Origin of the sequence: Brevibacillus sp. AY1, from assembly GCF_029870785.1 — a bacterium.
Taxonomy (GTDB): domain Bacteria; phylum Bacillota; class Bacilli; order Brevibacillales; family Brevibacillaceae; genus Brevibacillus; species Brevibacillus invocatus.
Genome location: NZ_JAFLPN010000008.1, coordinates 119,736 through 144,351 on the forward strand (window position 1 = coordinate 119,736; position 24,616 = coordinate 144,351).

The following is a 24,616-nucleotide window of genomic DNA, read 5'->3' on the forward strand; positions in this document are numbered from 1 at the left end:
ACTCTAGTTGATTAATCTTGTAACCTTATTGCTTGTCCAGTGTAGCTGTACGGATCAGACCGTCTGGTACATAGGTGAAGCCAGTTACTTTCTTGTTCATGCCGATGAGCACGTATTGGTGGTACATGTATGCGTAAACCGCTTCGTCTTGAGCCACTTTAGTTGCTTCGTCATAGAGAGCTTTACGTTTCGCTTCATCTTGCTCAGCACGTGCTTTCAGAACCAGTTCATCCAGTTGTGGTACGCTGATGCGGCCGTAGTTGTTTGTGTTGCCTGTTACTACGAAATCGTGGAAGTTACCATCTGGGTCTTGACGGCCAGACCAACCGAGCTGCATCGCTTGGAAGTCACCTTTGCTTCCCGCTTCCAGCAATTGACCATACTCAACTTTTTCCAGTACAGCATTGATGCCGTGTTGTTTCAACATGTTTTGAATGACTGCACCCAGTTGTTCATTCTCAGGCGCTGTGGTGATCAACAACTTGAATTCAAAACCGTCCGACTTACCACCTTTAGCCAGCAAGTCCTTGATTTCATCTGCGTTTGGCGCAACCGGTTTGTTCAATTCCTCGTTGTAAGCCAGGCTTCCTTTTGCAAATGCAGTGCGAGCTGGTGCTGCGTAGTTATTGAACAGCACTTTAACCAATGCTTCGCGGTCAATAGCGCGATCCACAGCGGCACGCAGGTATTTGTTGTCGAATGGCGCTTGGGTATTGTTAAAGTGCAAGCCTTGGTAGCCCATGCCCGATTCTGCGATCAATTGCAGGTTGGCATCTCCCTCGACAGCCGGGATTTCCTTGGTTGGCGTCTCGTCGATGATGTCCAGCATGCCGGAGCGCAGGTTTTGTACTTTTGCTGTACCGTTTGTAAATACTTTGTAGTTTACTTCGTCCAGCTTCACTTCGCCGTTCCAGTAGTTTTCGTTCTTTTTCAGGCTTACGCTGTCGCCTTTCACCTGTTTCACGAAAACGAATGGGCCTGTACCTACTGGCGCATTGAGGTAGTCGTCCCCTTTTTCTTTTGCTGCTGTAGGAGATACCATCATCCCTGCGCGGTCAGTAAGAACGGACAGGAATGGCGCGAATGGCTCTTTCAATTGTACAGTCACCGTGTCATTGTCTACCACGTTGACCGCTTCTACGTATTTCAGATCGCCCTTGCGCTTGGATTTTTCGGTTGTCAGGTTGCGCTCGAAGTTGAACTTAACCGCTTCGGCGTTAAAATCTGTACCGTCATGGAACTTGACACCTTTTTTCAACTTGAATGTATAAGTCTTACCGTCTGCTGATACTTCATAGGTATCCACGAGCATCGGTACGATTTTTCCGTCTGGAGCAATTTCGAACAGTTTGTCATACAGGCTCGCGTATACTTGGCGATCGTACAACGAAGTGGAGATTGTCGGATCCATCGATGGCGGATCTGCCTTCAGTCCGATATTCAGAACTTTCTTTTCATTGGATGGTGCTGGAGCTGCTGTGCCAGCGTTGTTGCTGTCGCTAGGTGCTGGTGCACTGCTACCGCTACCGCCGCCGCATCCGGTTACCAAAAGCATGGTGCCCAAGACGGCGCTTATCAATGTTTTGTTCATTTTCTTTGAAAACATAAGATTTCCCCTTCTCTCTTTTTATATATTATTCTGACAGTTTGGTAATAAAAGATCCCCCAAGCCCACTATCCGCGTAAATGGCATTCCCCCTTCCAATGTCTATCCCCATTAGCGAACAAACTTAAACTTGGATTTCAGTATTTTTAATTCGTTGATCACGTTAACTCGCGTGACACCAGGGACTTTATTCAACTTTTTCATGAGGAATTGTGCTAATTCTTCGTAGTTTCTCACTAGTATTTGAATGAAAAGCTGATAATCACCTGTCGTTAACACAATCAGTCTGACTTCTACAATTCCATTTAACACTTCGACCACATCGTCGAGCTTGTCCGCTTCGACAGCAATTTGAATGAACGATTCTACGTTCAAACCTGCTTTTACGGGATTGACGATGCCTACCAGACTGAGGACACCATCATCCTGCATCTGTTGGACGCGCATCCGAATGGTCTTCTCGGTCACACCCAGTTCCTTCGCGATCGTAGTAAAAGGCAATCGCGCGTTTTCCTGCAAAGCTCGTACAATGCCATAATCGATGTCGTCCAATTCAGGGTAAAGAGATCTCCGAAATTTTTCTTCCATCCATACACCTACCATATTTCGACTTGTAGTTTACCAGAAATAGCATAAGTTAGTCGTCAAAAAACATTTTTTCGTCGAATTGCGTTATTGTAGAAGTAACTATAATACGAATATCGACAATTATCAACACTTTTTCTGAAAATTTGCTGTTGAAAGCGTTTTCAATTTTAATTTTCGTTAATAATATTTCACGAAAGTATATGTTTTGTTGGAAATTGAGTCATTATTGCCCACTTATTCATTGTGAATGGAATAAAAAATGAGTTGAGAACAATCTCCCAACTCATCGCTTGTGATAACATTTGCGCACAAGCAAATCTCGTCTACACAGCCATGGTTTACCTAAAACAGCAAAGGCTTCCTCAAGCAGCCTGTTGCGCTGCAAGGGAAGCCCCTTTTCATGTGGTTTAATAACGAATCCGACTTTGCGAGGATGTCCAGGCCTGGAACGGTTCTTTGCCTTTTTCCGGCTGTACCCGTTCAAAGGGAATGGAGCGACTCTCGAAAGGCTGCTCAATTTGTTCATAGATAAAATGGTCGTCAAAACCGGCTTGGGCCGCTTCTTCTTTGGTCCCGGAGAAGTAAACCTTGTGCAAACGCGCCCAATAGATAGCTCCAAGGCACATCGGGCAGGGCTCGCAGCTCGTGTAAAGCTCGCAATCGGTCAATTGGAAGGTATTCAGATTGCGACATGCATCCCGGATCGCCTGTACCTCAGCATGTGCAGTAGGATCGTTGTTTGTCGTAACCTCATTGCGACCTGTCCCGACAACCTGTCCATCCCGGATAATGACAGCCCCGAATGGCCCTCCATGACTGTTCAAAACATTTTCCAAAGCCAGTGAAATAGCTTGGTCCATCCATTGATTCTGATGCATCCTATCTCCTCCTGCCAGATCGAGTCCTGTTCTATTCTATGATTCTCCATCTATGCAAAAGAACAAACGCTAAAATACGGAACGCTTCAAATGGAACAGATAGCGGTTGCGGATGATCCAGAAGTAAATCGCCTGTACGACGACAAAGCTGAGCAACACGATAGCTGTCGGTTTGACTACCGATGTGATGAGCATGAGCTTCAAAAAGCTTTGCAACGAAACGAACGCGACAATACTATGCGCGATTGCCACCAGGATGGGAACAAAGAACAAAAGCGCGATCTGAATGGTGACAATGCGGGTCAGCTCGCTCTCCGTCATCCCGATCTTGGATATAGCCCCATACTGCCGTTTGTCATTCTCCAGATCGGTGTACAAACGGAAGTAGAGAAAGCTGGCTGCGGCCACAAAGAACAGCACACCGACGAACAATCCGATAAACAAAGCGGTGTTCGCCATTTGCTTCATGGAATAGTAGACGGGCGCGCGGGTCGAGAAGTAGTACTTTCCTTCCTCGTCCCACCTGCCGATTTTCTCTTCCAGATTCAAGCTGATCTCTTTGGTCTCTTTCCATTTGGGGACGTTGTAGCCGTAGAGGGACTCTTCCTCCAGCTCCTCCAGTTGATCGTATACCGCATCCGGCACGACAGCCAGACGTTCAAAGCCTAGACCACTGGCCAAAGGAATCACCGATGCATTGGATTTTACTCTCAGGATGCTATCTCCTACATGCAGGGTCGAGCTTTCAATAGAATCGCCAAACCAACGGACAAACAAAAAGGCTTCCTGGTCCCCCACGGTGATGCTGTCGGCATTGGCTGCCAACGCAAACTGATTGTACTGCGCCAGCTTCACTACGCCGACCTGCTCGCCTTCCACCTCGTTCGGCAGTACCCGCATCTTCAACATATGCTTCTCGTAGGTGTAGCCCGCTTGCTCCAGCCTGTTTTCCAGCATGGACAGATGCTTTTGCTCCTCAGCATTGTCACGCTTGGATTGGTATTCGAAAGCAAAAGGATTCGTACGCACTACGGTTTCCTGAATCGAGCCTGCCAGAGCAGCCAGCGTGCCAATCGCACAAAACGCGATGGTCGAGACGATCGATACGAGAAAGAACATGCGTGCATTGTCTTTCATCCGATACGCCATATCCGACAGAGTCAAGAGATTGGTGCGCTTCCAGTAGAAGAAGCGCTTCTTTTTCATCATCCCGATCGCGAATACACTCAGTTGTGTAAACAACAGATACGTTCCACCGATGGTCATCGCCGTAACCGGCATGAGCAGCACCGGCACATAAATCCCTTCTGCCGTGAGCGCGAGCAGGTAGCTCAGCCCCAAAAGCATAGCAGCCAGCACCGAAAGCGAGACAGATGCCTTAGGCTCCTTCTTGGGACGCTGACTGCCCTGCAGCAATTCCAGCAAGCTGCGTTTGCGCAAGAACAGAACAGTAAATACCGAGATTGCAGCAAACAGGACCAGAAAGGCAACTGCTGTCAGTCCAATCGCTTTCCAAGCCCAATAAAAGGGCAGCGCCTGCACGTCGAGGAGAAATCCGGCGAACTGGAAAAACAGCTTGGCCAATACCATCCCCAAGACGATGCCAAACAGAATCGAAACCACGCCAATCAACATATTTTCCATGAAAATCAGCAAATTGCGCTGCAACGGGGTCATCCCGTGCATGAACAAGATCCCGAACTCTTTCTCCCTCTTCTTTAAAAAAGCGCCTACACAATAAAAGAGAAAGAAAAAAGCGAACAGGAAGATCACGTATTCAGCCACCATCATCCCGGTAGCTACAGATTCGTGTATCGCCTCATCTGCAATGCCCGGATGGAAAATAAACATGGCATAGACGAAAAAGATCATCACCGAAAAGACGCTGCTCAGGAAAAACGCTGCGTAGGTTCTTTTGTTCCTTGAGACATTGTTAAACGCGAATTGTCGAAAGGTCATAGGTGTTCCCTCCCAAGAAAGACAGCGCGTCAATAATCTTCTGGAAAAAAGCCTGCCTGTTTTCCCCGCGATACATCTCGTTATGGAACTGACCGTCCTTGATAAAAATGACGCGGTGACAGTAGCTGGCAGCCAAAGCATCGTGGGTCACCATCATGGTCGTCACCTGATCCTGCTTGTTGAGTGCCTCCAGTGTCTCCATTACTTTTCGTGAGGATTTGGAATCGAGGTTGCCCGTCGGCTCATCTGCCAACAGCAGGGACGGCGAGTGAATAATCGCTCGGGCGATTGCTGCACGTTGCCTTTGGCCCCCTGATACTTCATACGTAAACTTTTCCAGAATGTCCTGAATTCCCAGCTTGATCGCCACAGCGTGCAGCTTTTCCTCCATGACATGCACGTTTTCCCCGTCCAGCGTCAACGGCAAGACGATATTCTCCCCCAGCGTCAACGTATCCAGCAGATTGAAGTCCTGAAAGACAAAGCCGAGCTCTCGGCGCCGAAACAAAGCCAGCTTTGACTTTTTCAGCAGATGCGGATTGGTGCCATTGAGCAGCACTTCTCCAGACGTGGGAGAATCAATAGTCGATATCATGTTTAAAAGAGTCGTCTTTCCACTGCCTGATGGGCCCATGATCCCGACGAACTCTCCTTTGTTGATCGTAAAATCTATATCAGTCAATGCGCGGTATGTCACTTTACCACCATATATTTTGCTCAAGCTTTTCACTTGCAGCATATCCATAAACCTTGCCTCCTTCATGACCCTCCCTCTACTATAAAGAGGCAGCTAGCTGACAACTATCGAATTAACTTTCAGCTAGCTTACGATCTTGTAAGGTTGGTTGGTACAACAGCAGACAAGACCACACGTACCGTTGTTCCCGCGTCCACCATGGACTCCAGCTCGACTGCGTGATTGAGCTTTCCGCAGATTTCCTTGACCAAATAGAGCCCCATGCCGGTAGACTCCGCATATTTACGCCCATTTTCCCCTGTAAAATACGGTTGAAACACGCGTCGAATATCTTCGCGAGGTATACCAATCCCGTAATCCTGAACCTCCAGCACAACCTGCGAGCCGCGTTCATAAGCCCGTATCGTCACTTTGTTGCTCTTCCCTGCGGAATATCGCACAGCATTGATCAGCAGCTGATTCAGGACAAAAGAGAGCCACTTATCATCCGACTCGACTGACCAATGCTCGTCGATCTGCAACTCAGGATACACCTGATTGCGAATAAACAGCCGCTTGTTTTCCGCCACCGCTTCCTGCACGAGCGTCCGCAGATTCACCGGCTCGATCAGGAAATCCTGCTCGAATCGATCCAGTCGCGCCAGGTACAAGATGGTCTCCAGCCCTCGCTTCAGACGGTCTACTTCCTCTCGCACACTCTCCGACTTCGGATCGTCGTCATCCTGCAGGAGCAGATGAATGACCGAAAGTGGCGTCTTCATCTGATGCACCCACTGCTGGATAAACGTAATATGGTCCCGCTGCTTGTTTTCATACGCGTGCAGCTCTTCCTTGTACAGCCGATACTGCTCCAGGCAATTCTCGTCCATTGCTCGGCACAAAGGAGCATTGCCATGTGACTGCGTCAGCTCCTCCAGAGATTGGACCGGATTGCTCAGCCGCTGATAGATCGTCCGGTGTGTCAGGTAACGGCTAAGCAAGAATCCACCTGAAAAGAAAAGGGAGAGGAAGATTGCGTAGATCATCAGCGAGGTATTCCAGTACCCGTCCAGCGCAAAGATCAACAGCAGCAAGATCAGCTGAACCACGAAAAAAGCGGCAAAAGCCCATTGATCCCTGAGGAACAGCTTCATTGCAGATCCTCCCAGGTGGCCTTCAATCGATAGCCGGAACCGCGTACCGTCTCCACAGCACCGTCCAGTCCCAGGTCCTTCAATTTGGCGCGCACGCGCGTAATGTACACGTTCAATGTATTTTCATCCACAAACTGCTCATCCCATAGCTTTTCCAACAATCGCTCCCGGCTCACGACTCGCGGAAACTGGTTCATCAGCGCTTCCAACAGCAACGCTTCCTTTTTGCTCAATTCAATCTTGTGCTCATGCATGGACAGCTCCATCCGCTCCAGGTAGAGCCTGAGCCCTGCAACCTCCACCGTCCGCTCCCCTTCCTGCGGAGCGTACAAGCCATAGGCGCGACGCAGCTGGCTGCGAATCTTCGCCAGCACAACATCATAATCAAATGGCTTGGTAATGTAGTCATCTGCTCCGTTCTCCAGCGCCATGACCTGGTCCATCTTGCTCTCTCTCGCCGAGATAAAGAGAATCGGACAGTTGGACACCTGCCTCATTTGCCTGCACCAGTAAAAACCGTCGAACTTTGGCAAATTGACATCGAGCAAGACCAAATCGGGCCTTGCTTCGGAAAAAATGTCCATGACACGATCAAACTGCTCGATGTTCACAATATGATAGCCGTACTTCTCCAGCTGATTTTGCAGTAGTTGGTTAATTTTCGGATCGTCTTCTACGATCATGATCGTTGACATGAAAGCGTGCTCCTCTCATCTCGCGTTTCCTCATCCCTTAACTATACTTAGAAATTTCGTCTACGCCAATGCTTGAGAGGGGGCAAGGCAAAAAAGGATGGAGCTCCTCCATCCCTAGTTTTGGACAGTCATCATCTGTTGCAGCTTTCGAATGCCGCGAAAATGCAGGATCTTCACCGAGGCTTCTGTCTTGCCGAGAATCTGAGCGATCTCGTTCATGCGCAGGTCAGCCAAGTAGCGCAGTGAAATCACATTCCGTTGATCCACTGTCAACGTATGTACCTGCTTCCACAGCCCTTCTGTCGTCTCTTGTGTCAGAAGGCTCTCCTCCGGAAGCTCTTGCTCATCTGTAGCTTTGATCGAGCAGAACATATCCTGATCCACCGGACACTCCCGCTTTTTGCGCATGTAGTCAATCAGCGTATTGTGAGCAATCCGGAATATCCAGGCACCAAACGGATGGCGTCGATCATACTGCTCCAGTTTGGAGTAAACCTTGATGAAAACAGTGGTCGTCAGGTCTTCCACGTCCCAAACATTTTTCACCCGGTAACGAAAATAGCGATGTATTTTATCAGAGTACTCTTCGTATATTTGCTGATGATCCAGTTGCGGATACATTCTTACGGTGTTCATAGCATTCATGGTATTCATCATCGATCTCCCATTTCCTCATTCTTGACTTCATTCTAAAAGAGAGCGGAAATGGGTACCATCGAGTTAACTTTCAGGAACCTTACACTTTTGTAAGAAAACCTTTATCGTGGCGTAATCAAGGCTGAGGGAAGCAACAAGCGCGTTCAAGAGACAGCAAAAAGCCCGGCATGAGTTTGCCAGGCTGTTGTTGTAATCGATGAACTGCTTACAGCAAGCCGAGACGTTCAAAAATCGTGTCTACGTGCTTGAGGTGGTAGCGGTAGTCGAAGCAGGAATCCAGCTCTTCCTTAGTCAAGGTAGCGGTAACCGTCGCATCCTCTTCCACAATCGCGCGGAAGGAGCGTTGTTCTTCCCACGCTTGCATGGCGCGAGGCTGTACGGTATCATACGCCTTCTCGCGGCTCATGCCTTTTTCGATCAGCTTCAGCATGACCTGCTGCGAGTAGATCAAACCAAAAGTACGGTCCATGTTGCGCTTCATGTTTTCAGGGAAAACGGTCAGGTTTTTCACGATGTTTCCAAAGCGGCGTAGCATGTAGTTCAGCAGCATCGTCGCATCCGGCAGAATGACACGCTCCACGGAAGAATGGGAGATATCGCGCTCATGCCAGAGCGGAACATTTTCATAAGCAGACAGCATATGTCCGCGAATGACTCGAGACAGACCGCAAATGTTCTCACTGCCGATTGGGTTGCGTTTGTGTGGCATAGCGGAAGAACCTTTTTGCCCCTTGGCAAATGCCTCCTCCACTTCGCGCATCTCACTCTTTTGCAAACCGCGGATTTCAGTCGCGAACTTCTCCAGCGAGGTCGCAATCAGAGCCAGTGTCGCCATGTATTCAGCATGACGGTCACGCTGCAGGGTTTGCGTGGAGATCGGAGCTGCGGACAAGCCCAGCTTTTCGCATACATATTTTTCAACGAAAGGATCGATATTGGCGTAGGTTCCTACTGCCCCCGAGATTTTGCCGTAAGCTACTTCCTGCTTGGCAGCGCGGAAACGGGCCAGATTGCGCTTCATCTCTTCATGCCAGAGAGCGAGCTTCAGACCAAAGGTAGTCGGCTCCGCATGGACGCCATGCGTTCTGCCCATGCACACGGTATCTTTATGCTCACGCGCTTTGTCCGCGAGAATGGCAATGAAATCCTCAATATCTTTTTCCAAAATCTCGTTGGCCTGGCGCAGCAGATACGAGAGTGCTGTATCGACGACATCTGTGGAGGTCAGCCCGTAGTGAACCCATTTTTTCTCCTCGCCCAGCGCGGGAGTTTCGGATACAGCGCGCGTAAAGGCAACGACGTCATGACGAGTCTCCTGCTCAATCTCATAAATGCGCTCAATATCAAAGCTCGCGTTTTCCCACAGCTTTTTCACGTCTTCTTCGGGGATGACACCCAGCTTGGACCATGCTTCACATGCGAGAATTTCTACTTCCAGCCATGCCTTAAACTTGTTTTCTTCTGTCCAAATAGCGCGCATTTCTGGTCGCGAATAACGATCAATCATGATTGTACCTCCGTTTTTGTACTCCAGATTTCCAGCTTATCGATCAAGTGGAGTGCTTCATCTACGGACGGGGCAAGTACATTGAGGTGGCCCATTTTCCGTTTTTCCTTGCTTTCTGCCTTGCCGTACAAGTGAAGCTTGGCCGAACGCGGCAGCTCGTCCACACGATCCAGAACAGGCTGCAGATGCTCACCCAGTATATTAACCATCACGACAGGTGAGAGCAACTCTGTCGATCCCAAAGGAAGGTTGCAGACAGCCCGTACGTGTTGTTCAAACTGTGAGGTCACACAGGCTTCCATCGTATAATGACCGGAATTGTGCGGGCGTGGGGCCAGCTCGTTCACGAACAGCTGTCCATCTGCGGTAAGAAACATTTCGATAGCAAGCAGACCTACCACATCCAGCTTGTCCACGATCGTTCGGGCGATTTTTTCGGCCCGCTCCCTGACTTCCTCGGAAACACGCGCGGGAACAATGGTCAGATGAAGAATGTTGTCCTGGTGAATATTCTCTACTGTAGGGAACACTGCGAGCTCTCCGTCCGGATTGCGCGCGGCGATCACAGACAGCTCCAGCTCAAACGGTACAAACTGCTCAACGATCAGCTCTGTTCCCGCCTTTGCAAGAGTCTCAAACGCTTCCTCCAGCTCTTCATCACGCTTCAATACCCACTGTCCTTTACCGTCGTAGCCGCCCGTTGCGGTCTTCATCACGGCAGGCAGCCCCAGCTCGCGAACTGCTTCCTTCAGGTCTGCTAGGCTGGCTACTACCCGAAAAGGAGCAACCGGAATCCCCATCTCCTGAATCGCTGTCTTTTCGCGAATCCGGTTTTGCGTAATGCGCAATAGGCGACTGCCCTGTGGCACGTAAGCCTGGCTCTCCAGCACTTCCGCTACCTGTGCATCCACATTTTCAAACTCGTAAGAAATCACATCACTGACTGCAGCCAGCTGCATGGCGGCATCCACATCGTCGTAACGCGCGACGATTTGCCGGTCTGCTGTCTGGCCACACGGTGCATCCTCTGTCGGATCCATCGTAATGAAACGATACCCCATGGCTCGTCCAGCAAGGGCAATCATCCGTCCCAGCTGCCCTCCGCCCAATATTCCAATCGTAGCGCCCGGCTTGATCAGCTTGTCTTTGGCATGTGTCATCCCAGATCACTATCCTCCAGCACTTTTTGACGTGTAGCATCCCGTCTTTCCATAAAACGCTCCTGAATCTCGGGATATTTGATCCCCAGGATTTGAGCAGCCAATAAACCTGCATTGATCGCTCCCGCTTTGCCAATGGCCACGGTCGCTACCGGAACTCCACCGGGCATCTGCACAATCGAGAGAAGCGAATCCAGTCCATTCAAATTGGATGACTTGACCGGTACGCCGATGACAGGCAGCTCTGTCTTCGCCGCAACCATTCCTGGCAGGTGAGCCGCTCCTCCTGCACCTGCGATGATGACTTCCAGCCCGCGACTTTTGGCAGTCTGTGCGTACTCAAACATCAAGTCCGGAGTCCGGTGAGCGGATACCACCTTCTTTTCATATGGCACCTGCAACTCATCCAGAATGGCACATGCTTCCTTCATTGTTTCCCAGTCTGAAGTACTACCCATTATGACGCCAGCCAATGGTTTGGTCATGACACCTTTCGCCCCCTCGTATAGGATTCAATAGAAAGCCCAACCGACTAACGGCATCTGGCAGCCGTACTGATCGCCTGGGCTATACGTACTTGATTGCTTTCAACTTCTTCAGTTTAGCAGGGAGAAAGTTTGCCTGTCAACCTCGATTCCGAACATTACAAAATGAACCTGTATCAATCATTCGTGTTTACCTTTTTCCACCCACGCCTTCGCGTGCTCTTGCTGATCCAGCTTCAAATGCAGCCAATAATCGATAAAAGGAGTGGCATCAGCCCCGGCCTCTTTACTGAGCAGTTCCACCAGCTGTTGCCCCTTAGCCTGGCCGTATTGATGCTGGCTCACAAACTGACGCAAAATCCGATGAACGCGCTCTTGTCCCCATTCCTGACTTAAATGCCAAAGCATCGCCCCTCCTCGTGCGTAGACGAGCCGCACATAGCTGTCCCAATCAGGAAATTGTTCGACACTCTGCCAAACCGCAAGCCCTTTTGCCGCGTATGCTTCTGCCTCGCGGGATTGGGCCCGGCGCATCTTGATGTACAGATTGGCGGAGTTTCGGCTCACATCAGTCAGGTAGGCTAATGTCGCATAATCGCTCAGGCTCTCGTCCAGCCACGCCTCGCGCACTTCATCATTGCCTACCAGCCCATAGAACCACTGATGTGCTGTTTCGTGAGCGATGACAGCATCGCCGATCGGATCAGCCCTTTCGAAAAACTCTTCCTGTATAAAGACGATTCCGGGGTACTCCATGCCGCCAAAAAATCCGCCCGTTTTCACCACGTCATATTCCTTGTAGGGGTACGGACCAAACTGCTCGCTAAAGTAGCGCAGCGCTCCTTCTGCCGCTTCATGAAGACGACTGACAATCCGAGGATCGTCTCCCTCCTGAGACCATATGTGTACTACCGTATCCTCGACAGTTGCTGTCACCTTGTGGTAGGTATCGTCCATGACAACCATCGCAAGATCACGAACGTTCAAGGCATCGATCTCGTAAAGCGTCTGCCGCTGGGGACGGGTCTGAGTCACCACCGCTACACTCTCCACACCACTGGTAGCCAACTGGTATTCGTCCGCCAGCTGTACCCGCAGATGATAGTTCGCTGTTTCACTGTAAAAGGGGTCACCAATCGCCGAGTACGGATCAAGCCGCCAACCGCCGGACTCCTTGACCGCCAGAATCGGCAGCCAGTTGCCGAGCCACATGGCATTGTCGTTATAGGAAAGTCTGCCTTTATTGTACGGCACCTGTAGCTGAAAACGCATTTCGATCTCGGAGTGGGCGGCTGTCCCCATCCCCGACGAAGCGATGGGAACATGTAATAGTGTTTGCGTTGGCCCCTGATAGCGGACAGGCACATCCTCCCCGTTCACGCGTACGCTCGTGATCTGGATGCCTCCTGGCTCCCGCTGTTTCCCCAGTACACGCTCCCAGGAGTCCGTACTCAGATCAGCTGCCTTCTGAAATGTGTTGGGATAAAGATGAAAATACACGTGATCATCCTTTGGAACAAATCGGACTGTCAACGTTCCTGTCACCCGATGCGCTTTTGGATCAATCTGCATATCGGCGGTGTAGGTTGCAGCATCCTTGGGAGCTGCCTGTCCTTGTTCAGTCGGAATCACCGACTCATTCATAACAGCTCCCGATTGTACCTCTGACCATGGCCTTAACCACATAATCCCGGCCAATAATATTCCCACACCCAGCAAGACAGCACGTGCTCCACTTTTTCGCCACATGGCGATCCCCTGCCTTCATCCGCTACTCTTTCATTTCCTCACGCTATTGTCGCTGCTTCTCCAACCAATTCTCTGCAGCCGTTCTTTTTTTCGGATTCAGATACAGCCAATAGTCGATAAAATCTTTTGCATCTGCATCGGCTTCTGCTGTCAGTAAAGCAATCCAATCTTCTCCTGTGGCCACTCCGAATCGATAAGTACGGACGTACTCCTTCAGAAACGCATGCAGCTTCTTTTCTCCCCAAGCATCGCGCAGCATCCACATCATCGAGAAAGGACGCGAATAGACCAAATCTCCATAGCTTCGGTTGTCCGGAAAGGCAGATAGTGGTTGCCAGGGACGCAGATTCGCTTCTATATAGCTTGAAACGGTCGTTCCTCGCAGCATGCGATCCCATACCCGATAAGCTCCATATTGTGGATCTTTAGCCGAGAGAAAAGCGATGGCAGCGTACTCCGTCAAGCCTTCATCCAACCAAGCATCCTTCCATTGATTATTCCCCACAATACCGTAAAACCATTGGTGGGCTGTTTCGTGAACGACTGTATGTACTGTGCTTTCTCTCTCGGAGAAGAAATGGCTTCCATCCACAAAAACGATAGCAGGATACTCCATGCCATTGATCGCTCCGCCTGTACGCACGACATCGAATTCGCGATAGGGATACGCGCCAAACTGGCTGTTGAAGTACGCCAATGACTGCCAAGCAGCCTCATGCTGACGCTTTGCTGCCACTGCATTGTCACTTGAGCGAAACCAAGTTCTCACCTGTGTATGATCTGCCTTTGTCTCCAATTTTTGATACGTTTGATCCATAATGACGAGCGCAAAATCACGAACGTCTCCAGCCTCTAGCTGATAAGTCTTTTGCCCCTGTGCCGTCGCCTTAATCATAGCTTCCTGATCCGCTGCCGTACTCGCCAATTGATAGTGGTCTGGCAGAGTTACCTGTATCTGATAATCCGCGTTCTCACTGTAAAAGGGGTCCCCGATCGGCTCGTATGGCTCCAGATTCCAGCCCTGTTTGTCATGAACTGCAAGTACAGGCAGCCAGTTGCCCAGCCAAAGTGCGTGATCGTCGTAGGACATGCGTCCATTATTGCGAGGAAGAGTCATTTCAAAATGAAGCTCCAGCCTGACTTGTCCTGCCTTTTCCACTGCGTCTTTCGCCGATTCCAGTGACACTTCCAGAAGAGTGCCTTGCCGTTTCGGTTCGACAGGGTGTCCTTCTACTGATAGCTTGGTAATAGCATACGCTCCTGGGAGCGCGTCCTTGCCTAAAAGTTGCTCCCACTGTTCACCTTGTTTCTTTTCGGCAAAAGCATACGGATAGACATGTAGGTAGATCTGTGAGGGATCTTGCGGTCTGAACAGAATGGTGATACTCCCTTCAACGTGTTTACTCAGGGGATCTATCTGGACATTCGCCCTGTAGCGGTTTTTACCTGGCAGTTCCTCGCCGCTTGTAACACTGGGAAACACAGTAGCCGTACAGAACAGTACCATGACGAACAAGCATGACCACCACTTTTTCACACAAACCCCTCCCTCTCTATTATCCTACCGAAACTGGAAATAAAAGACTATATGAATGCAAAAAACGGCCTCCCTCCATTCCAGAAGGAAACCGTTCGTTTGATAATCTTTACTTGTTCTATTCGCGCAGCCAGATGAAGTATGCCAGGAAGACGAAGAACAGAACGTACATCGCTGGATGAACCTCACGCGCTTTGCCTTTCATGACTTTCAGAACTGGGTAAACGATGAAGCCTGCAGCCAGACCGGTCGCAATGCTGTAAGTCAGTGGCATCATCAGAATCGTGAGGAATGCAGGAAACGCTTCTTCGAGGTCATCCCATGCAATCTTCGCGATGCTGGAAGCCATCAATACTCCTACGATGATCAATGCTGGTGCCGTGACTGCTGAAGTAACAACTGCAAGCAGCGGGAAGAAGAACAGCGCCAGGATGAACATCAAGCCCGTCACGACAGAAGCAAAACCGGAGCGGCCCCCTGCAGCTACCCCTGCAGCCGACTCGATGTAAGCTGTTGTTGTGGACGTCCCCAGCACAGCACCCGCCATGCCCGCAACCGCATCAGACGCAAGTGCGCGGCCTGGACGAGGCAGTTTGCCATCCTTGAGCAAGCCAGCTTGGTTGGCTACACCCAAGAGAGTACCAGTTGCATCGAAAAAGTCCACGAACAAGAAGGTCAGGACGATGATCAGCATATTTACGGAAAACAGTACAGACGGATCTCCCAAAAATTCAAATGCTGCCCCGAAGGTAGGAGCCAAGCTTGGTGGAGCTGCAAAAACTCCTTTAGGAACATCAACCAAACCGACAATCATACCAGCTATACAGGTTACGAGCATCCCGATGAAGATTGCCGCATTTACTTTGCGTGTCATCAGGACCACCGTAACGATCAGACCAAAAATCGCGAGCAAAGCATTTTTCGCTGCCAGCACCTGTTCAGGCGTCAGGTTGTCCTGGAAAAAGGTAAGGTGACCGAGAGCCACGAACGTTGCATCGTTCGCTACTACGATACCAGCATTTTTCAAACCGATGAAAGCAATGAACAGACCGATACCTGCGGATACCGCATATTTTAAACCTTGTGGAATGGCATTGATAATCGCTTCACGAACACCTGTCAGAGACAGAATCAAGAAAATCGTACATGAGAGAAATACACCCGCCAGCGCTTGTTGCCAAGGAATTTGCATAGTCAGTACGACGGTGTACGTAAAGAATGCGTTCAGACCCATCCCCGGTGCTTGCGCGATTGGCAAACGACCGACAATCGCCATCAGCAATGTACCGATAGCCGCAGCCAGTGCGGTAGCAGTAAACACTGCACCGAATTCAGGATAGTTCGCTTTCAGCTCTGGCGGAAGATCCGCACCGCTGAGAATGAACGGGTTAACTGCCAGAATGTAAGCCATTGCTAGAAATGTGGTGATTCCCGCGATGATTTCGCGGCGATAATTGGTGCCTAGTTTGTCAAACTCGAAATACTTGCGCACCGAGTAGTCCCCCCAGAATTTGTGTTTGGTGGCAAATAAAAAGGTCGAGACGCTATGTAACGCCTCGACTGCAAACAAAACGCTGCGGGACCAATCACGAAAAATAATAACGAAAACACATCCCGATGACATTTTGTTCGTAGTCTGGTCGTTAACGGCGACCTGGTAGAAACTCCAGAGCCATATCCTCTGGAATATACGAACCTTAATATTTACCTTTTACATCGAAAAGTGTATCAGGTAGCTTATATACTGTCAACGAAAAATACGAACGTTATTATTTTCATAACGAAAATCATCCGGTTTTTACAATTTGATCCCGAAGCCATGTTTTATTTTCGTCTTTTCGCCCCCACTGGGTGGCACTCAACGGATTACTCCCACTCAATGGTGGCAGGCGGTTTGGATGTTACATCGTACACAATGCGGTTTACATGATCTACTTCGTTCACGATACGCGTAGAGATTTTCTCGAGTACATCCCATGGAATACGCGCCCAATCCGCCGTCATTCCATCAATGGATGTTACTGCACGAATCCCTACTGTATAGGAATAGGTACGAACATCCCCCATAACGCCGACTGTGCTCATGTTCGGCAAAGCTGTGAAGTACTGCCAGATTTCACGGTCAAGACCTGCTTTGGCAATCTCCTCGCGCAGAATCGCATCAGATTCCCGAACGATGTGCAGCTTTTCTTCCGTTACTTCACCCAATACCCGAATACCCAAGCCTGGTCCCGGGAAAGGCTGACGCCATACGATTTCGTCTGGCAGACCCAGCTCGGCACCCAGCTTGCGAACTTCGTCCTTGAACAGCGTTTTCAGCGGCTCAATCAATTCGAATTTCATGTCTTCAGGCAGTCCGCCTACGTTATGGTGAGATTTGATCGTGTGAGCTGTTGCAGTTCCGCTTTCCACGATATCGGTATATAGTGTGCCCTGTGCCAGAAAATCCATGTCTTTCAATTTGGCTGCTTCTTCATCGAATACATAAATGAACTCGTTTCCGATGATTTTACGTTTTTTCTCGGGGTCAGAAACGCCTTTCAGCTTGCCAAGGAAACGCTCGCGGGCATCGATTTTAATCACTTTCATGGAGAACTTCTCACCAAATGTCTCCATTACTCCTTCTGCTTCACCTTTGCGCAAAAGACCATGATCGACGAACATGCAAGTGAGTTGGTCGCCGATGGCTTTGTGGATAAGTGCAGCTACTACAGAGGAATCTACCCCGCCGCTCAATGCACACAGAACCTGTTTGTCTCCAACGGTCTCGCGGATTCGTACAATCTCGTCTTCGATAAACGAGGTCATGCTCCAGTTGCCTTCACAACCGCAGATGTTGAACAGGAAGTTCGCTATGAACTCGGAGCCTTTCACGGTATGGCGTACTTCTGGGTGGAATTGGACACCGTACAGATTTCGTTCTGGATGACTGATCGCTGCTACAGGACAGCTGTCGCTTACTGCATCGATGCGGAATCCGGTCGGCAACTCCACTACTTTGTCTGAGTGGCTCATCCATACGACTTCGTTCGCGTCCCATTTTTCGTACAGGTTGTGCGCTTCTTGCAAACGCAGCTCAGCTTTTCCGTACTCCCGTTTTCCAGCACGTTCTACTTTTCCGTTCAACATATGGCTCATCAGTTGCATGCCATAGCAAATTCCCAGTACAGGCAGTCCCAAATCAAAGATCGCTGGATCTACCTTTGGCGCTCCCTCTTCGTATACGCTGGCAGGTCCACCGGAAAAAATAATTCCTTTTGGATTCATTTCTTTGATTTTTTCGACCGGTGTATTGTACGCTACCAGTTCACTGTATACACCCAGATCGCGCACGCGGCGAGCAATCAGTTGATTGTACTGGCCTCCGAAATCAAGTACGACGATCATTTCCATAGTCTTGTCCATGTTGACCCCTTTCTCCTGTACCACAGGACTTGCAAGAGTCTGCGCTCAATTTTGCCGACCCTATCCGATTTTGTTCATTGCCGTTCGAGCAGTCTACCCCATACAGGCATTGCACCGAAAAAAACCGGGACTGTCACCTCCGAAAAAGAGTACGGCGGCAGAGTCCCAGCTTGTGTACACTTGTGCAGTTGCATGTACATAAATCCGATGTGCTCTCCTCGTAGTCACCCGATTTACGGTCAGGTGGTAGATACTTTCAGGCCATATTCCTGAGGATTATACGAGACTCATTGATCGTCATTCTAGCAGATGAAAAGTCAATGTTCAAGGCTTCAGTTGACGTATCAGTCTTTCCATTAATTCCTCTGCGACGATTCGTGCTTTTTGCTCCATTCCTTTTAACCCGTAAATCATCCGTTCGTACATCTCTGTCAAATAGCGTAAATCCTGTCGCTTGTCTCCCGGTATGGAGAGCCTGTTCACATACTCACGTATCGTCTCACCGGACTTGCGACGTGTATAGACACTTTCCACCATGCGCATCAAGAGATGGAAGCGATCCGGATATTGGTTGCTTTCGAGATGATTCATCTTGCGGCGTAGCCACCAAATCTGAATGTCTTGTCTGCGTCTCCACGCAACGAAAGCACTTCCTGCCAAGGCAGCCAGAATCAATGCGTTTACCTGCCAAGGAATACGGAAGCCACTGGTAGAAACTGCGTCTCCCCCTTCCAACTCATCCCAACGTCCATCTCCGCGATCGATGCCGCCCTGGTTGCCTAGGTCAGGCAGTGGAATCGGAAGCTGCGACTGCTCGGATTGCAGGTCGTATTGAATACGAACAGGAGAAGTAAACGTGCTGGTCGCTTCAAAAGGAATCCAACCAAGCTCAGGGAAGTACACTTCTACCCAGGAGTGAGCATCCTTGCTTCGCACTTCCATGATGTCATTCCCCTGATCGTCAGACCCTACGCGTTCACCCGGTGCGAAACCTTTTACCCAACGGGCCGGAATATCCAGTGTACGCAGCATGACTGTCATCGAGGTAGAGAAATGATCGCAGTACCCGCGATAGCTCTCAAACAAGAACTGATCCACAAAATCCTGACCTGGCTCGGGTATAGGCACGTCGGTCGTCTCATACTTATATTTTCCACTGGAACGCAGGTAATTCTCAATTGCCCTTACCTTTTGATACGGGTTTTCGGCATTTTGGGTGATCTCCTGAGCCAGCTCCCTCACCCGCGCTGGTAGCTGCTCAGGTAATTGCAGATAGTTGGCTCGAATTTCTTCCGGATAATTCGTCCCAGCCTGCGTGATGGCTTTTTCACTCACGACAGGCACTTCAGACTCTACATTGTATTGCTTCAGCTTCATCAGCAAGGTATTGGGGCCGACGACAGGCTGAGAATTGCTCGAACCGGACGGCGGCAGGAGATTGATTTTTCCTGCTCGAATTTCCAGCTGTTGGTTCCAGGTGTCAAAGACGACAGTCGCATTTTCCGGTGTATAGTCCCTCAGCTTTTTAATCTGCCCGGGATAAAAGACAGTCGCATACTGCAAAGGTCCGCTAAAGAATAGGGAAGACTTTACTTCCCTGGCTTCCAGTCCTTTAAACAACGTGTTTTCCCACTCGTGATTCTGGAGGTCGAGAATGGATTCATATTCGCGCTTCCCTTTTTCCCAGCCCACACCGGTGTAGATATCCTTGGAATCTCCACGCCAGTAGCTCTGTTCATTGGTTACCCCCACGAACACCAGCGTGTTATCCGAAATAAATGGACCGCCTAGCTGTCCATCGTTGTTGTCGTACCCTACTTTTTTCATTACGGTCCCTGCTGTCCCCTGACTGTTCCCCATTAAAAAGGAAATCGGATCTGGCCAGCTCGCGTCCTGTTTCGGCGCAGCATAAGCGATTCCCACACTCATCGCAATAATCAGCATGGGGGCCATGATCGAATTGGCCAACACCCAGCCGCGCTTTCCGTTTACCGTAGCCATACGGGTCATTTTCGTCAAATGAGTGATCGCGAGAAGCAGGAAGCCGCAGATCAGTGTGCGTATGATGCCCCCGTCTGCTTCGTATGGCATAAAGGTATCCAGCAGTGCCAAATACGCTTCTGTCATGACGACAAACCATAATACTTGCCTTTGCTCCAGTACCAGGTACGTAATCATGGAAATCAATACGATCAACATGATGTCAAACATGGCATTGCGAGAGAGAATTGACATCGCTCCCCAGTCTTGCGCAAAAACGAGCGGGATATCGTGGACTATGTGCTGATATACCTCAATAAGCCACTTGCGCTCCCAGAACGGAGTCTCAAAAAAGGTCGCATGCAGCAGCCATAGTAACCCGATCAGCTTGAACGGAAAGGATAGCCAACGATAGGGCATTAGCAAATCCACGAGGATGACAGAAGCCGCGATCATATAGAACGGCCAGAGATCTCCGGTGTCCGTCAAAACCTGCAGGGGAATAAGCCATTCCCTCACCAGGAGGAACAAAAAGAGTGCCGAGATCACGTCTAATAGCGTCGGGCGTTTCCATTCGTACATCTGCCTAGGCACCCCCCATACGCTTCCAATGCTGGTAATCTTCCGACTGAATAGCTGTACAGACTACCTTGTTTGCCGTCAACAGCTGAAGGACGCGTTTCTGCTCCATCGTGTAGCTCTGAGCCCGGTTTACATAGAATAGCTGTACACGTCTTCCCTTTTGGGCCAAAGCGATCAATCGACCCACCAGCTCTTTGTCCAGCCGCGGCGTCACGACCATCAGAGTCACCCCCTGCGTCTGCTCCAGGGCTTCGCGTCCCAGTATGCGCGCGAAAGGTTCGCTTCCCTCTGGCATCACACGCGCCAATTGATCAAATACACGTAAGAAGTGTGCATGTGAAACGGCAGGTGCAATCGAGATTCGATCTGCCTGTTTATAGACGAGCCCATAATGGTACTGATTGCGGTTGGCAAAGGCGATCAGGCTGGCTGTTACCTTAACGGCCAATTCAAACAGATCTGGCGCTTGATCCTGATAGCTTCTTTTCTCAACATCAAGGAAAAAGACAGCCTGGTTCATCGCCTGATGCTCAAATTCTTTGGTTTTCAAACCCGATCCACGAGCAGACGCCCGCCAGTGGATCTGACTGAGCCGATCTCCACGATGATATTCGCGAACACCTCGTACAGCGGCCACATCATCGGAGCGTCTATGCGAGACATGGATGGTCCCGCTGAAGCTCCCATCACCGAGTGGCCAATGGTTCAAATGTTGATAGGTAGGGTAAACGAGAAGCTCATCAGAAAGCGCTTTGACCTCTCGACGTTCAATGAATCCAAAAAAATCACCGCCGCTAATTACGCATTCCTGCAGGCGATAATGCCCGCGCGGCAGGTGGGGGATGACATAGCGAAACTCTATCTCTCTTTTAAACCACGGGAATATGAGCTGCTTGTGCGGTTCATACAAGCCTGTGAGACGTTCAGGCAGCGGCTCCAGGATCATGTTCCATCCTAATGGGAACCAGATTCTCCGTCGCAGCCGAATGGTGACAACCACGTCCTCCCCTTCCTGCAGGCGATTTCGATCTAGTTGTCGAACCACCTCCAACGTGGAGAACATCAGAAAGTAGGCCAAACATTCGTAGGCGAAAAAGACAAGGCTGCTGTAGAACAAAAACCAGCTGGCAAATCCCCCCTGAAATTTGGCGAACACAAAGGTTACCAATACCAGTCCGATCACTTTGACTTTGCCCCATTTTTGTTGTTTCATCCTCAGTCACCACCTCATCCCATCGGAACACGGGTTTCTGCCAAAATCACCGTCAGAATCCGCTCAACGGTCGCCCCCTCCAAACGTGCTTCCGGCTTCACAATCATCCGGTGCGCAAATGTAACCGGGACGAGCTCCTTCACGTCATCCGGAATGACGTAATCTCGTCCACGTACAAATGCCAAAGCTTGTGTTGCACGATACAAAGCGAGAGACCCACGCGGGCTTACACCCAAATAGACATGGTGATGGTCACGCGTTTTATGGCAAAGTCGTACAATGTATTCTTTGATTCCTTCTGATACTTTCACATGAGAAGTTAAATCCTGCAATTTTGCCAATTCTTCAGCACTCATGACCGGCTCCAGTGTATCCAGCGGGTTGCTGTCCGAAAAACGGGTCAGCATACGCGTCTCTTCCTCTACGCTAGGGTATCCCAGACGCAATTGCATCAGAAAGCGGTCCAACTGAGCCTCTGGCAACGGAAATGTTCCTTCATACTCCAGCGGATTTTGTGTAGCCATGACAAAGAACGGCTTCGCCAAGGGATAGGTGACCCCATCTACAGTGATGGAGCGCTCCTCCAGCGCCTCCAGTAGAGCTGATTGTGTTTTAGGCGATGTCCGGTTGATTTCATCAGCCAGCACGACGTTGGAAAAGAGAGGACCTTGACGAAATTCAAATTCCAGACTTTTTTGATTAAATATGGCAACGCCGGTTACATCGGTCGGCAAGAGGTCCGGCGTAAATTGAATCCTTTTAAATTCTCCACCAATCGATTTAGCCAAAGCACGCACTAGCATTGTCTTTCCCACACCCGGGACATCTTCTAGCAAGACATGCCCTTTTGCCAAAATCGCTGCCACTGTCAATTCGATGACTGAGCGCTTACCAATCAGCACTTTTTCCATATTTGCAATCAGGTTCGTCACTGCAGGATGTGCATGTTCCACTTTGATCGGGTTCATGTTGATAACAACTCCTGTTCCATTTAGTCTTCTACCAAGCCTGGGACAGTAACGGTAAAGATTTGATTCCATCGATTGATGCAAAGTCATAAGTTCAAAGACCTATTTCTAACGTAATAGAAGAAATAATGAGATACAAGAAAAAAATAATGAAGATTACAAAATTTGTATAAATATTTCGAAAAATTGTATATAGTATCAGTCAGGTTCCATCTAATCCAGGTATAAGGGAAAGTCTTTATCTCGCCCTCCTATAGTACAAAAAAAGAGTAGGACAGTTTCCTACTCTTTAGCTTCTATAATAGATGTAACAAAATCAATCTTACTATTAAACCTGAATAAAGATGATGGAGCGGACGACGGGTCTCGAACCCGCGACCTTCGCCTTGGCAAGGCGACGCTCTACCAATTGAGCTACATCCGCATTTCAAGGAAAAAGCCTGTATCATTTCTGTCAAGGATGGTGCGGGTGAAGGGACTTGAACCCCCACGGTCTCCCGCCAGAACCTAAATCTGGTGCGTCTGCCATTCCGCCACACCCGCATGTTCTTAACAGAAATATACGTTTTGTAAAAACTGGTGAGCCATGAAGGACTCGAACCTTCGACCCTCTGATTAAAAGTCAGATGCTCTACCAACTGAGCTAATGGCTCAAAAATGGCTGGGGTACCAGGATTTGAACCTGGGAATGACGGAGTCAAAGTCCGTTGCCTTACCGCTTGGCTATACCCCAAAAAATGGTGCCGGCGATAGGACTTGAACCCACAACCCCCTGATTACAAGTCAGGTGCTCTACCAATTGAGCTACACCGGCAAGTTTTAGCTATTCAATAAATGGTGGCTCGGGACGGAATCGAACCGCCGACACGAGGATTTTCAGTCCTCTGCTCTACCGACTGAGCTACCGAGCCTCAAGCGTATTCTTGTCCACCATGCTTGAGAAAGAATGGCGGAGCTGACGGGACTCGAACCCGCGACCTCCGGTGTGACAGACCGGCGTGAACTCCAACTTCACCACAGCTCCATAATATGCACGTTACGAGTACTCCTCTATGTACGAGAAAGAGTATTTGGTTGCGGGAGCAGGATTTGAACCTGCGACCTTCGGGTTATGAGCCCGACGAGCTACCGAGCTGCTCCATCCCGCGACAGTTAAGGATCATGTTTCGCCAAAAAAGCGTCCCTTATCCTAAGAAATTAATGGTGGAGGCTGACGGGATCGAACCGCCGACCCTCTGCTTGTAAGGCAGATGCTCTCCCAGCTGAGCTAAGCCTCCACATCCACACTCTAGCAATGTGGCCCCCCCATAAAGTATCCAAGTTTGCTATCAAGCATTCCCTTTGCTTTGTGAGGTGTTGTATGGTGACCCGTAGGGGATTCGAACCCCTGTATGACAGCGTGAAAGGCTGCTGTGTTAAACCGCTTCACCAACGGGCCAAGTTATCATTATGGTGCGGTCGGCGAGACTCGAACTCGCACGGGTCGCCCCGCCACCCCCTCAAGATGGTGTGTCTGCCAATTCCACCACGACCGCAACTTAGGATGGTAGCGGCGGAGGGAATCGAACCCCCGACCTTTCGGGTATGAACCGAACGCTCTAACCAGCTGAGCTACACCGCCACAAAACAATATGAAACTAAAAACGATATGGCGGAGAGTGAGGGATTCGAACCCTCGCTACGCTTGCGCATACTAACGGTTTAGCAAACCGTCCCCTTCGGCCTCTTGGGTAACTCTCCATATATGGCTCCTCGGGACGGACTCGAACCGCCGACCGATCGGTTAACAGCCGATTGCTCTACCAACTGAGCTACCG

General features: G+C 49.8%; 18 protein-coding genes, 13 tRNA genes and 2 riboswitches. All 31 genes read right to left on the reverse strand.

The features are described 5' to 3' along the window. Positions 1–25: 25 nt before the first annotated feature. Positions 26–1,606, reverse strand: coding sequence for an ABC transporter substrate-binding protein (locus tag JZI27_RS09845; RefSeq protein WP_280207425.1), 1,581 nt, complete (start codon positions 1,604–1,606; stop codon positions 26–28). Between the two features lie 111 nt (positions 1,607–1,717). Next, positions 1,718–2,194, reverse strand: coding sequence for an Lrp/AsnC family transcriptional regulator (locus tag JZI27_RS09850; protein ID WP_122908979.1), 477 nt, complete (start codon positions 2,192–2,194; stop codon positions 1,718–1,720). A 407-nt stretch (positions 2,195–2,601) separates the two neighbouring features. Beyond that, on the reverse strand, positions 2,602–3,072 hold the full coding sequence (locus JZI27_RS09855; RefSeq protein ID WP_251245020.1) for a nucleoside deaminase: 471 nt from the start codon (positions 3,070–3,072) through the stop codon (positions 2,602–2,604). 69 nt (positions 3,073–3,141) lie between these two features. Then, complete coding sequence (locus JZI27_RS09860) at positions 3,142–5,031, reverse strand: FtsX-like permease family protein (RefSeq protein WP_122908977.1); 1,890 nt, start codon at positions 5,029–5,031, stop codon at positions 3,142–3,144. Continuing rightward, positions 5,006–5,776 (reverse strand): ABC transporter ATP-binding protein, encoded by a 771-nt coding sequence (locus tag JZI27_RS09865; RefSeq protein WP_280207426.1) that lies wholly within the window; start codon positions 5,774–5,776, stop codon positions 5,006–5,008. Before JZI27_RS09865 ends, JZI27_RS09860 begins: the two co-directional genes overlap by 26 nt. An 80-nt stretch (positions 5,777–5,856) precedes the next feature. Next, positions 5,857–6,861 carry a sensor histidine kinase gene (locus JZI27_RS09870; RefSeq protein WP_280207427.1) on the reverse strand — a complete coding sequence of 335 codons (1,005 nt, stop codon included), beginning with the start codon at positions 6,859–6,861 and terminating at the stop codon, positions 5,857–5,859. Then, complete coding sequence (locus JZI27_RS09875; protein WP_122908974.1) at positions 6,858–7,556, reverse strand: response regulator transcription factor; 699 nt, start codon at positions 7,554–7,556, stop codon at positions 6,858–6,860. Before JZI27_RS09875 ends, JZI27_RS09870 begins: the two co-directional genes overlap by 4 nt. A 114-nt stretch (positions 7,557–7,670) precedes the next feature. Continuing rightward, positions 7,671–8,192: a sigma-70 family RNA polymerase sigma factor gene (locus JZI27_RS09880; RefSeq protein WP_122909255.1), complete on the reverse strand. Its 522-nt coding sequence runs from the start codon at positions 8,190–8,192 to the stop codon at positions 7,671–7,673. A gap of 226 nt (positions 8,193–8,418) precedes the next feature. After that, positions 8,419–9,720 (reverse strand): adenylosuccinate lyase, encoded by a 1,302-nt coding sequence (gene purB / locus JZI27_RS09885; protein ID WP_122908973.1) that lies wholly within the window; start codon positions 9,718–9,720, stop codon positions 8,419–8,421. Continuing rightward, complete coding sequence (gene purK / locus JZI27_RS09890; RefSeq protein WP_280207428.1) at positions 9,717–10,880, reverse strand: 5-(carboxyamino)imidazole ribonucleotide synthase; 1,164 nt, start codon at positions 10,878–10,880, stop codon at positions 9,717–9,719. The genes purB and purK overlap by 4 nt, the downstream gene beginning before the upstream one ends. Beyond that, positions 10,877–11,365 (reverse strand): 5-(carboxyamino)imidazole ribonucleotide mutase, encoded by a 489-nt coding sequence (gene purE / locus JZI27_RS09895; RefSeq protein WP_122908971.1) that lies wholly within the window; start codon positions 11,363–11,365, stop codon positions 10,877–10,879. The genes purK and purE overlap by 4 nt, the downstream gene beginning before the upstream one ends. A gap of 180 nt (positions 11,366–11,545) precedes the next feature. Beyond that, the gene (locus tag JZI27_RS09900) at positions 11,546–13,114 is read right to left on the reverse strand and encodes a M1 family metallopeptidase (RefSeq protein ID WP_280207429.1); all 1,569 of its coding nucleotides are present in this window, start codon (positions 13,112–13,114) and stop codon (positions 11,546–11,548) included. A 43-nt stretch (positions 13,115–13,157) separates the two neighbouring features. Continuing rightward, positions 13,158–14,651, reverse strand: coding sequence for a M1 family metallopeptidase (locus JZI27_RS09905; protein WP_251245027.1), 1,494 nt, complete (start codon positions 14,649–14,651; stop codon positions 13,158–13,160). Positions 14,652–14,769: 118 nt separating this feature from the next. Continuing rightward, on the reverse strand, positions 14,770–16,143 hold the full coding sequence (locus JZI27_RS09910) for an NCS2 family permease (RefSeq protein ID WP_280207430.1): 1,374 nt from the start codon (positions 16,141–16,143) through the stop codon (positions 14,770–14,772). A gap of 120 nt (positions 16,144–16,263) precedes the next feature. After that, a riboswitch (purine riboswitch) is annotated at positions 16,264–16,365 on the reverse strand. Positions 16,366–16,517: 152 nt separating this feature from the next. Continuing rightward, complete coding sequence (gene guaA, locus JZI27_RS09915; RefSeq protein WP_122908968.1) at positions 16,518–18,056, reverse strand: glutamine-hydrolyzing GMP synthase; 1,539 nt, start codon at positions 18,054–18,056, stop codon at positions 16,518–16,520. A 201-nt stretch (positions 18,057–18,257) separates the two neighbouring features. Further along, positions 18,258–18,360, reverse strand: a riboswitch (purine riboswitch). A 20-nt stretch (positions 18,361–18,380) separates the two neighbouring features. After that, positions 18,381–20,618, reverse strand: a complete 2,238-nt coding sequence (locus JZI27_RS09920; RefSeq protein ID WP_251245030.1) for a DUF4129 domain-containing transglutaminase family protein — start codon at positions 20,616–20,618, stop codon at positions 18,381–18,383. Between the two features lie 4 nt (positions 20,619–20,622). Then, complete coding sequence (locus JZI27_RS09925; RefSeq protein WP_280207431.1) at positions 20,623–21,831, reverse strand: DUF58 domain-containing protein; 1,209 nt, start codon at positions 21,829–21,831, stop codon at positions 20,623–20,625. A 14-nt stretch (positions 21,832–21,845) separates the two neighbouring features. Next, the gene (locus JZI27_RS09930; RefSeq protein ID WP_122908965.1) at positions 21,846–22,799 is read right to left on the reverse strand and encodes an AAA family ATPase; all 954 of its coding nucleotides are present in this window, start codon (positions 22,797–22,799) and stop codon (positions 21,846–21,848) included. A 348-nt stretch (positions 22,800–23,147) separates the two neighbouring features. Next, positions 23,148–23,223, reverse strand: a tRNA-Gly gene (locus JZI27_RS09935). Between the two features lie 37 nt (positions 23,224–23,260). Beyond that, positions 23,261–23,342: transfer RNA gene (locus tag JZI27_RS09940), tRNA-Leu, on the reverse strand. A gap of 34 nt (positions 23,343–23,376) precedes the next feature. Beyond that, positions 23,377–23,452, reverse strand: a tRNA-Lys gene (locus tag JZI27_RS09945). Between the two features lie 5 nt (positions 23,453–23,457). Next, a tRNA-Gln gene (locus JZI27_RS09950) sits at positions 23,458–23,532 on the reverse strand. A gap of 5 nt (positions 23,533–23,537) precedes the next feature. Further along, positions 23,538–23,613 (reverse strand) — tRNA-Thr (locus JZI27_RS09955). Between the two features lie 21 nt (positions 23,614–23,634). Further along, positions 23,635–23,710, reverse strand: a tRNA-Phe gene (locus JZI27_RS09960). A 36-nt stretch (positions 23,711–23,746) separates the two neighbouring features. Continuing rightward, positions 23,747–23,823, reverse strand: a tRNA-Asp gene (locus JZI27_RS09965). A 47-nt stretch (positions 23,824–23,870) separates the two neighbouring features. Further along, a tRNA-Met gene (locus JZI27_RS09970) sits at positions 23,871–23,947 on the reverse strand. Positions 23,948–24,000: 53 nt separating this feature from the next. Beyond that, a tRNA-Val gene (locus tag JZI27_RS09975) sits at positions 24,001–24,076 on the reverse strand. A gap of 84 nt (positions 24,077–24,160) precedes the next feature. Then, a tRNA-Glu gene (locus tag JZI27_RS09980) sits at positions 24,161–24,237 on the reverse strand. Positions 24,238–24,249: 12 nt separating this feature from the next. Continuing rightward, a tRNA-Leu gene (locus JZI27_RS09985) sits at positions 24,250–24,334 on the reverse strand. 9 nt (positions 24,335–24,343) lie between these two features. Next, positions 24,344–24,420 (reverse strand) — tRNA-Met (locus JZI27_RS09990). A 28-nt stretch (positions 24,421–24,448) separates the two neighbouring features. Then, positions 24,449–24,539, reverse strand: a tRNA-Ser gene (locus JZI27_RS09995). Positions 24,540–24,616 lie beyond the last annotated feature (77 nt).

Excerpts from the sequence above, each read along its gene's own strand:
- JZI27_RS09845 (WP_280207425.1), bottom strand. The coding sequence starts at position 1,606 with ATGTTTTCAAAGAAAATGAACAAAACATTGATAAGCGCCGTCTTGGGC.
- JZI27_RS09850 (WP_122908979.1), bottom strand. The coding sequence starts at position 2,194 with ATGGAAGAAAAATTTCGGAGATCTCTTTACCCTGAATTGGACGACATC.
- JZI27_RS09855 (WP_251245020.1), bottom strand. The coding sequence starts at position 3,072 with ATGCATCAGAATCAATGGATGGACCAAGCTATTTCACTGGCTTTGGAA.
- JZI27_RS09860 (WP_122908977.1), bottom strand. The coding sequence starts at position 5,031 with ATGACCTTTCGACAATTCGCGTTTAACAATGTCTCAAGGAACAAAAGA.
- JZI27_RS09865 (WP_280207426.1), bottom strand. The coding sequence starts at position 5,776 with ATGGATATGCTGCAAGTGAAAAGCTTGAGCAAAATATATGGTGGTAAA.
- JZI27_RS09870 (WP_280207427.1), bottom strand. The coding sequence starts at position 6,861 with ATGAAGCTGTTCCTCAGGGATCAATGGGCTTTTGCCGCTTTTTTCGTG.
- JZI27_RS09875 (WP_122908974.1), bottom strand. The coding sequence starts at position 7,556 with ATGTCAACGATCATGATCGTAGAAGACGATCCGAAAATTAACCAACTA.
- JZI27_RS09880 (WP_122909255.1), bottom strand. The coding sequence starts at position 8,192 with ATGAACACCGTAAGAATGTATCCGCAACTGGATCATCAGCAAATATAC.
- purB (WP_122908973.1), bottom strand. The coding sequence starts at position 9,720 with ATGATTGATCGTTATTCGCGACCAGAAATGCGCGCTATTTGGACAGAA.
- purK (WP_280207428.1), bottom strand. The coding sequence starts at position 10,880 with ATGACACATGCCAAAGACAAGCTGATCAAGCCGGGCGCTACGATTGGA.
- purE (WP_122908971.1), bottom strand. The coding sequence starts at position 11,365 with ATGACCAAACCATTGGCTGGCGTCATAATGGGTAGTACTTCAGACTGG.
- JZI27_RS09900 (WP_280207429.1), bottom strand. The coding sequence starts at position 13,114 with ATGTGGCGAAAAAGTGGAGCACGTGCTGTCTTGCTGGGTGTGGGAATA.
- guaA (WP_122908968.1), bottom strand. The coding sequence starts at position 18,056 with ATGGACAAGACTATGGAAATGATCGTCGTACTTGATTTCGGAGGCCAG.
- JZI27_RS09920 (WP_251245030.1), bottom strand. The coding sequence starts at position 20,618 with ATGTACGAATGGAAACGCCCGACGCTATTAGACGTGATCTCGGCACTC.
- JZI27_RS09925 (WP_280207431.1), bottom strand. The coding sequence starts at position 21,831 with ATGAAACAACAAAAATGGGGCAAAGTCAAAGTGATCGGACTGGTATTG.
- JZI27_RS09930 (WP_122908965.1), bottom strand. The coding sequence starts at position 22,799 with ATGAACCCGATCAAAGTGGAACATGCACATCCTGCAGTGACGAACCTG.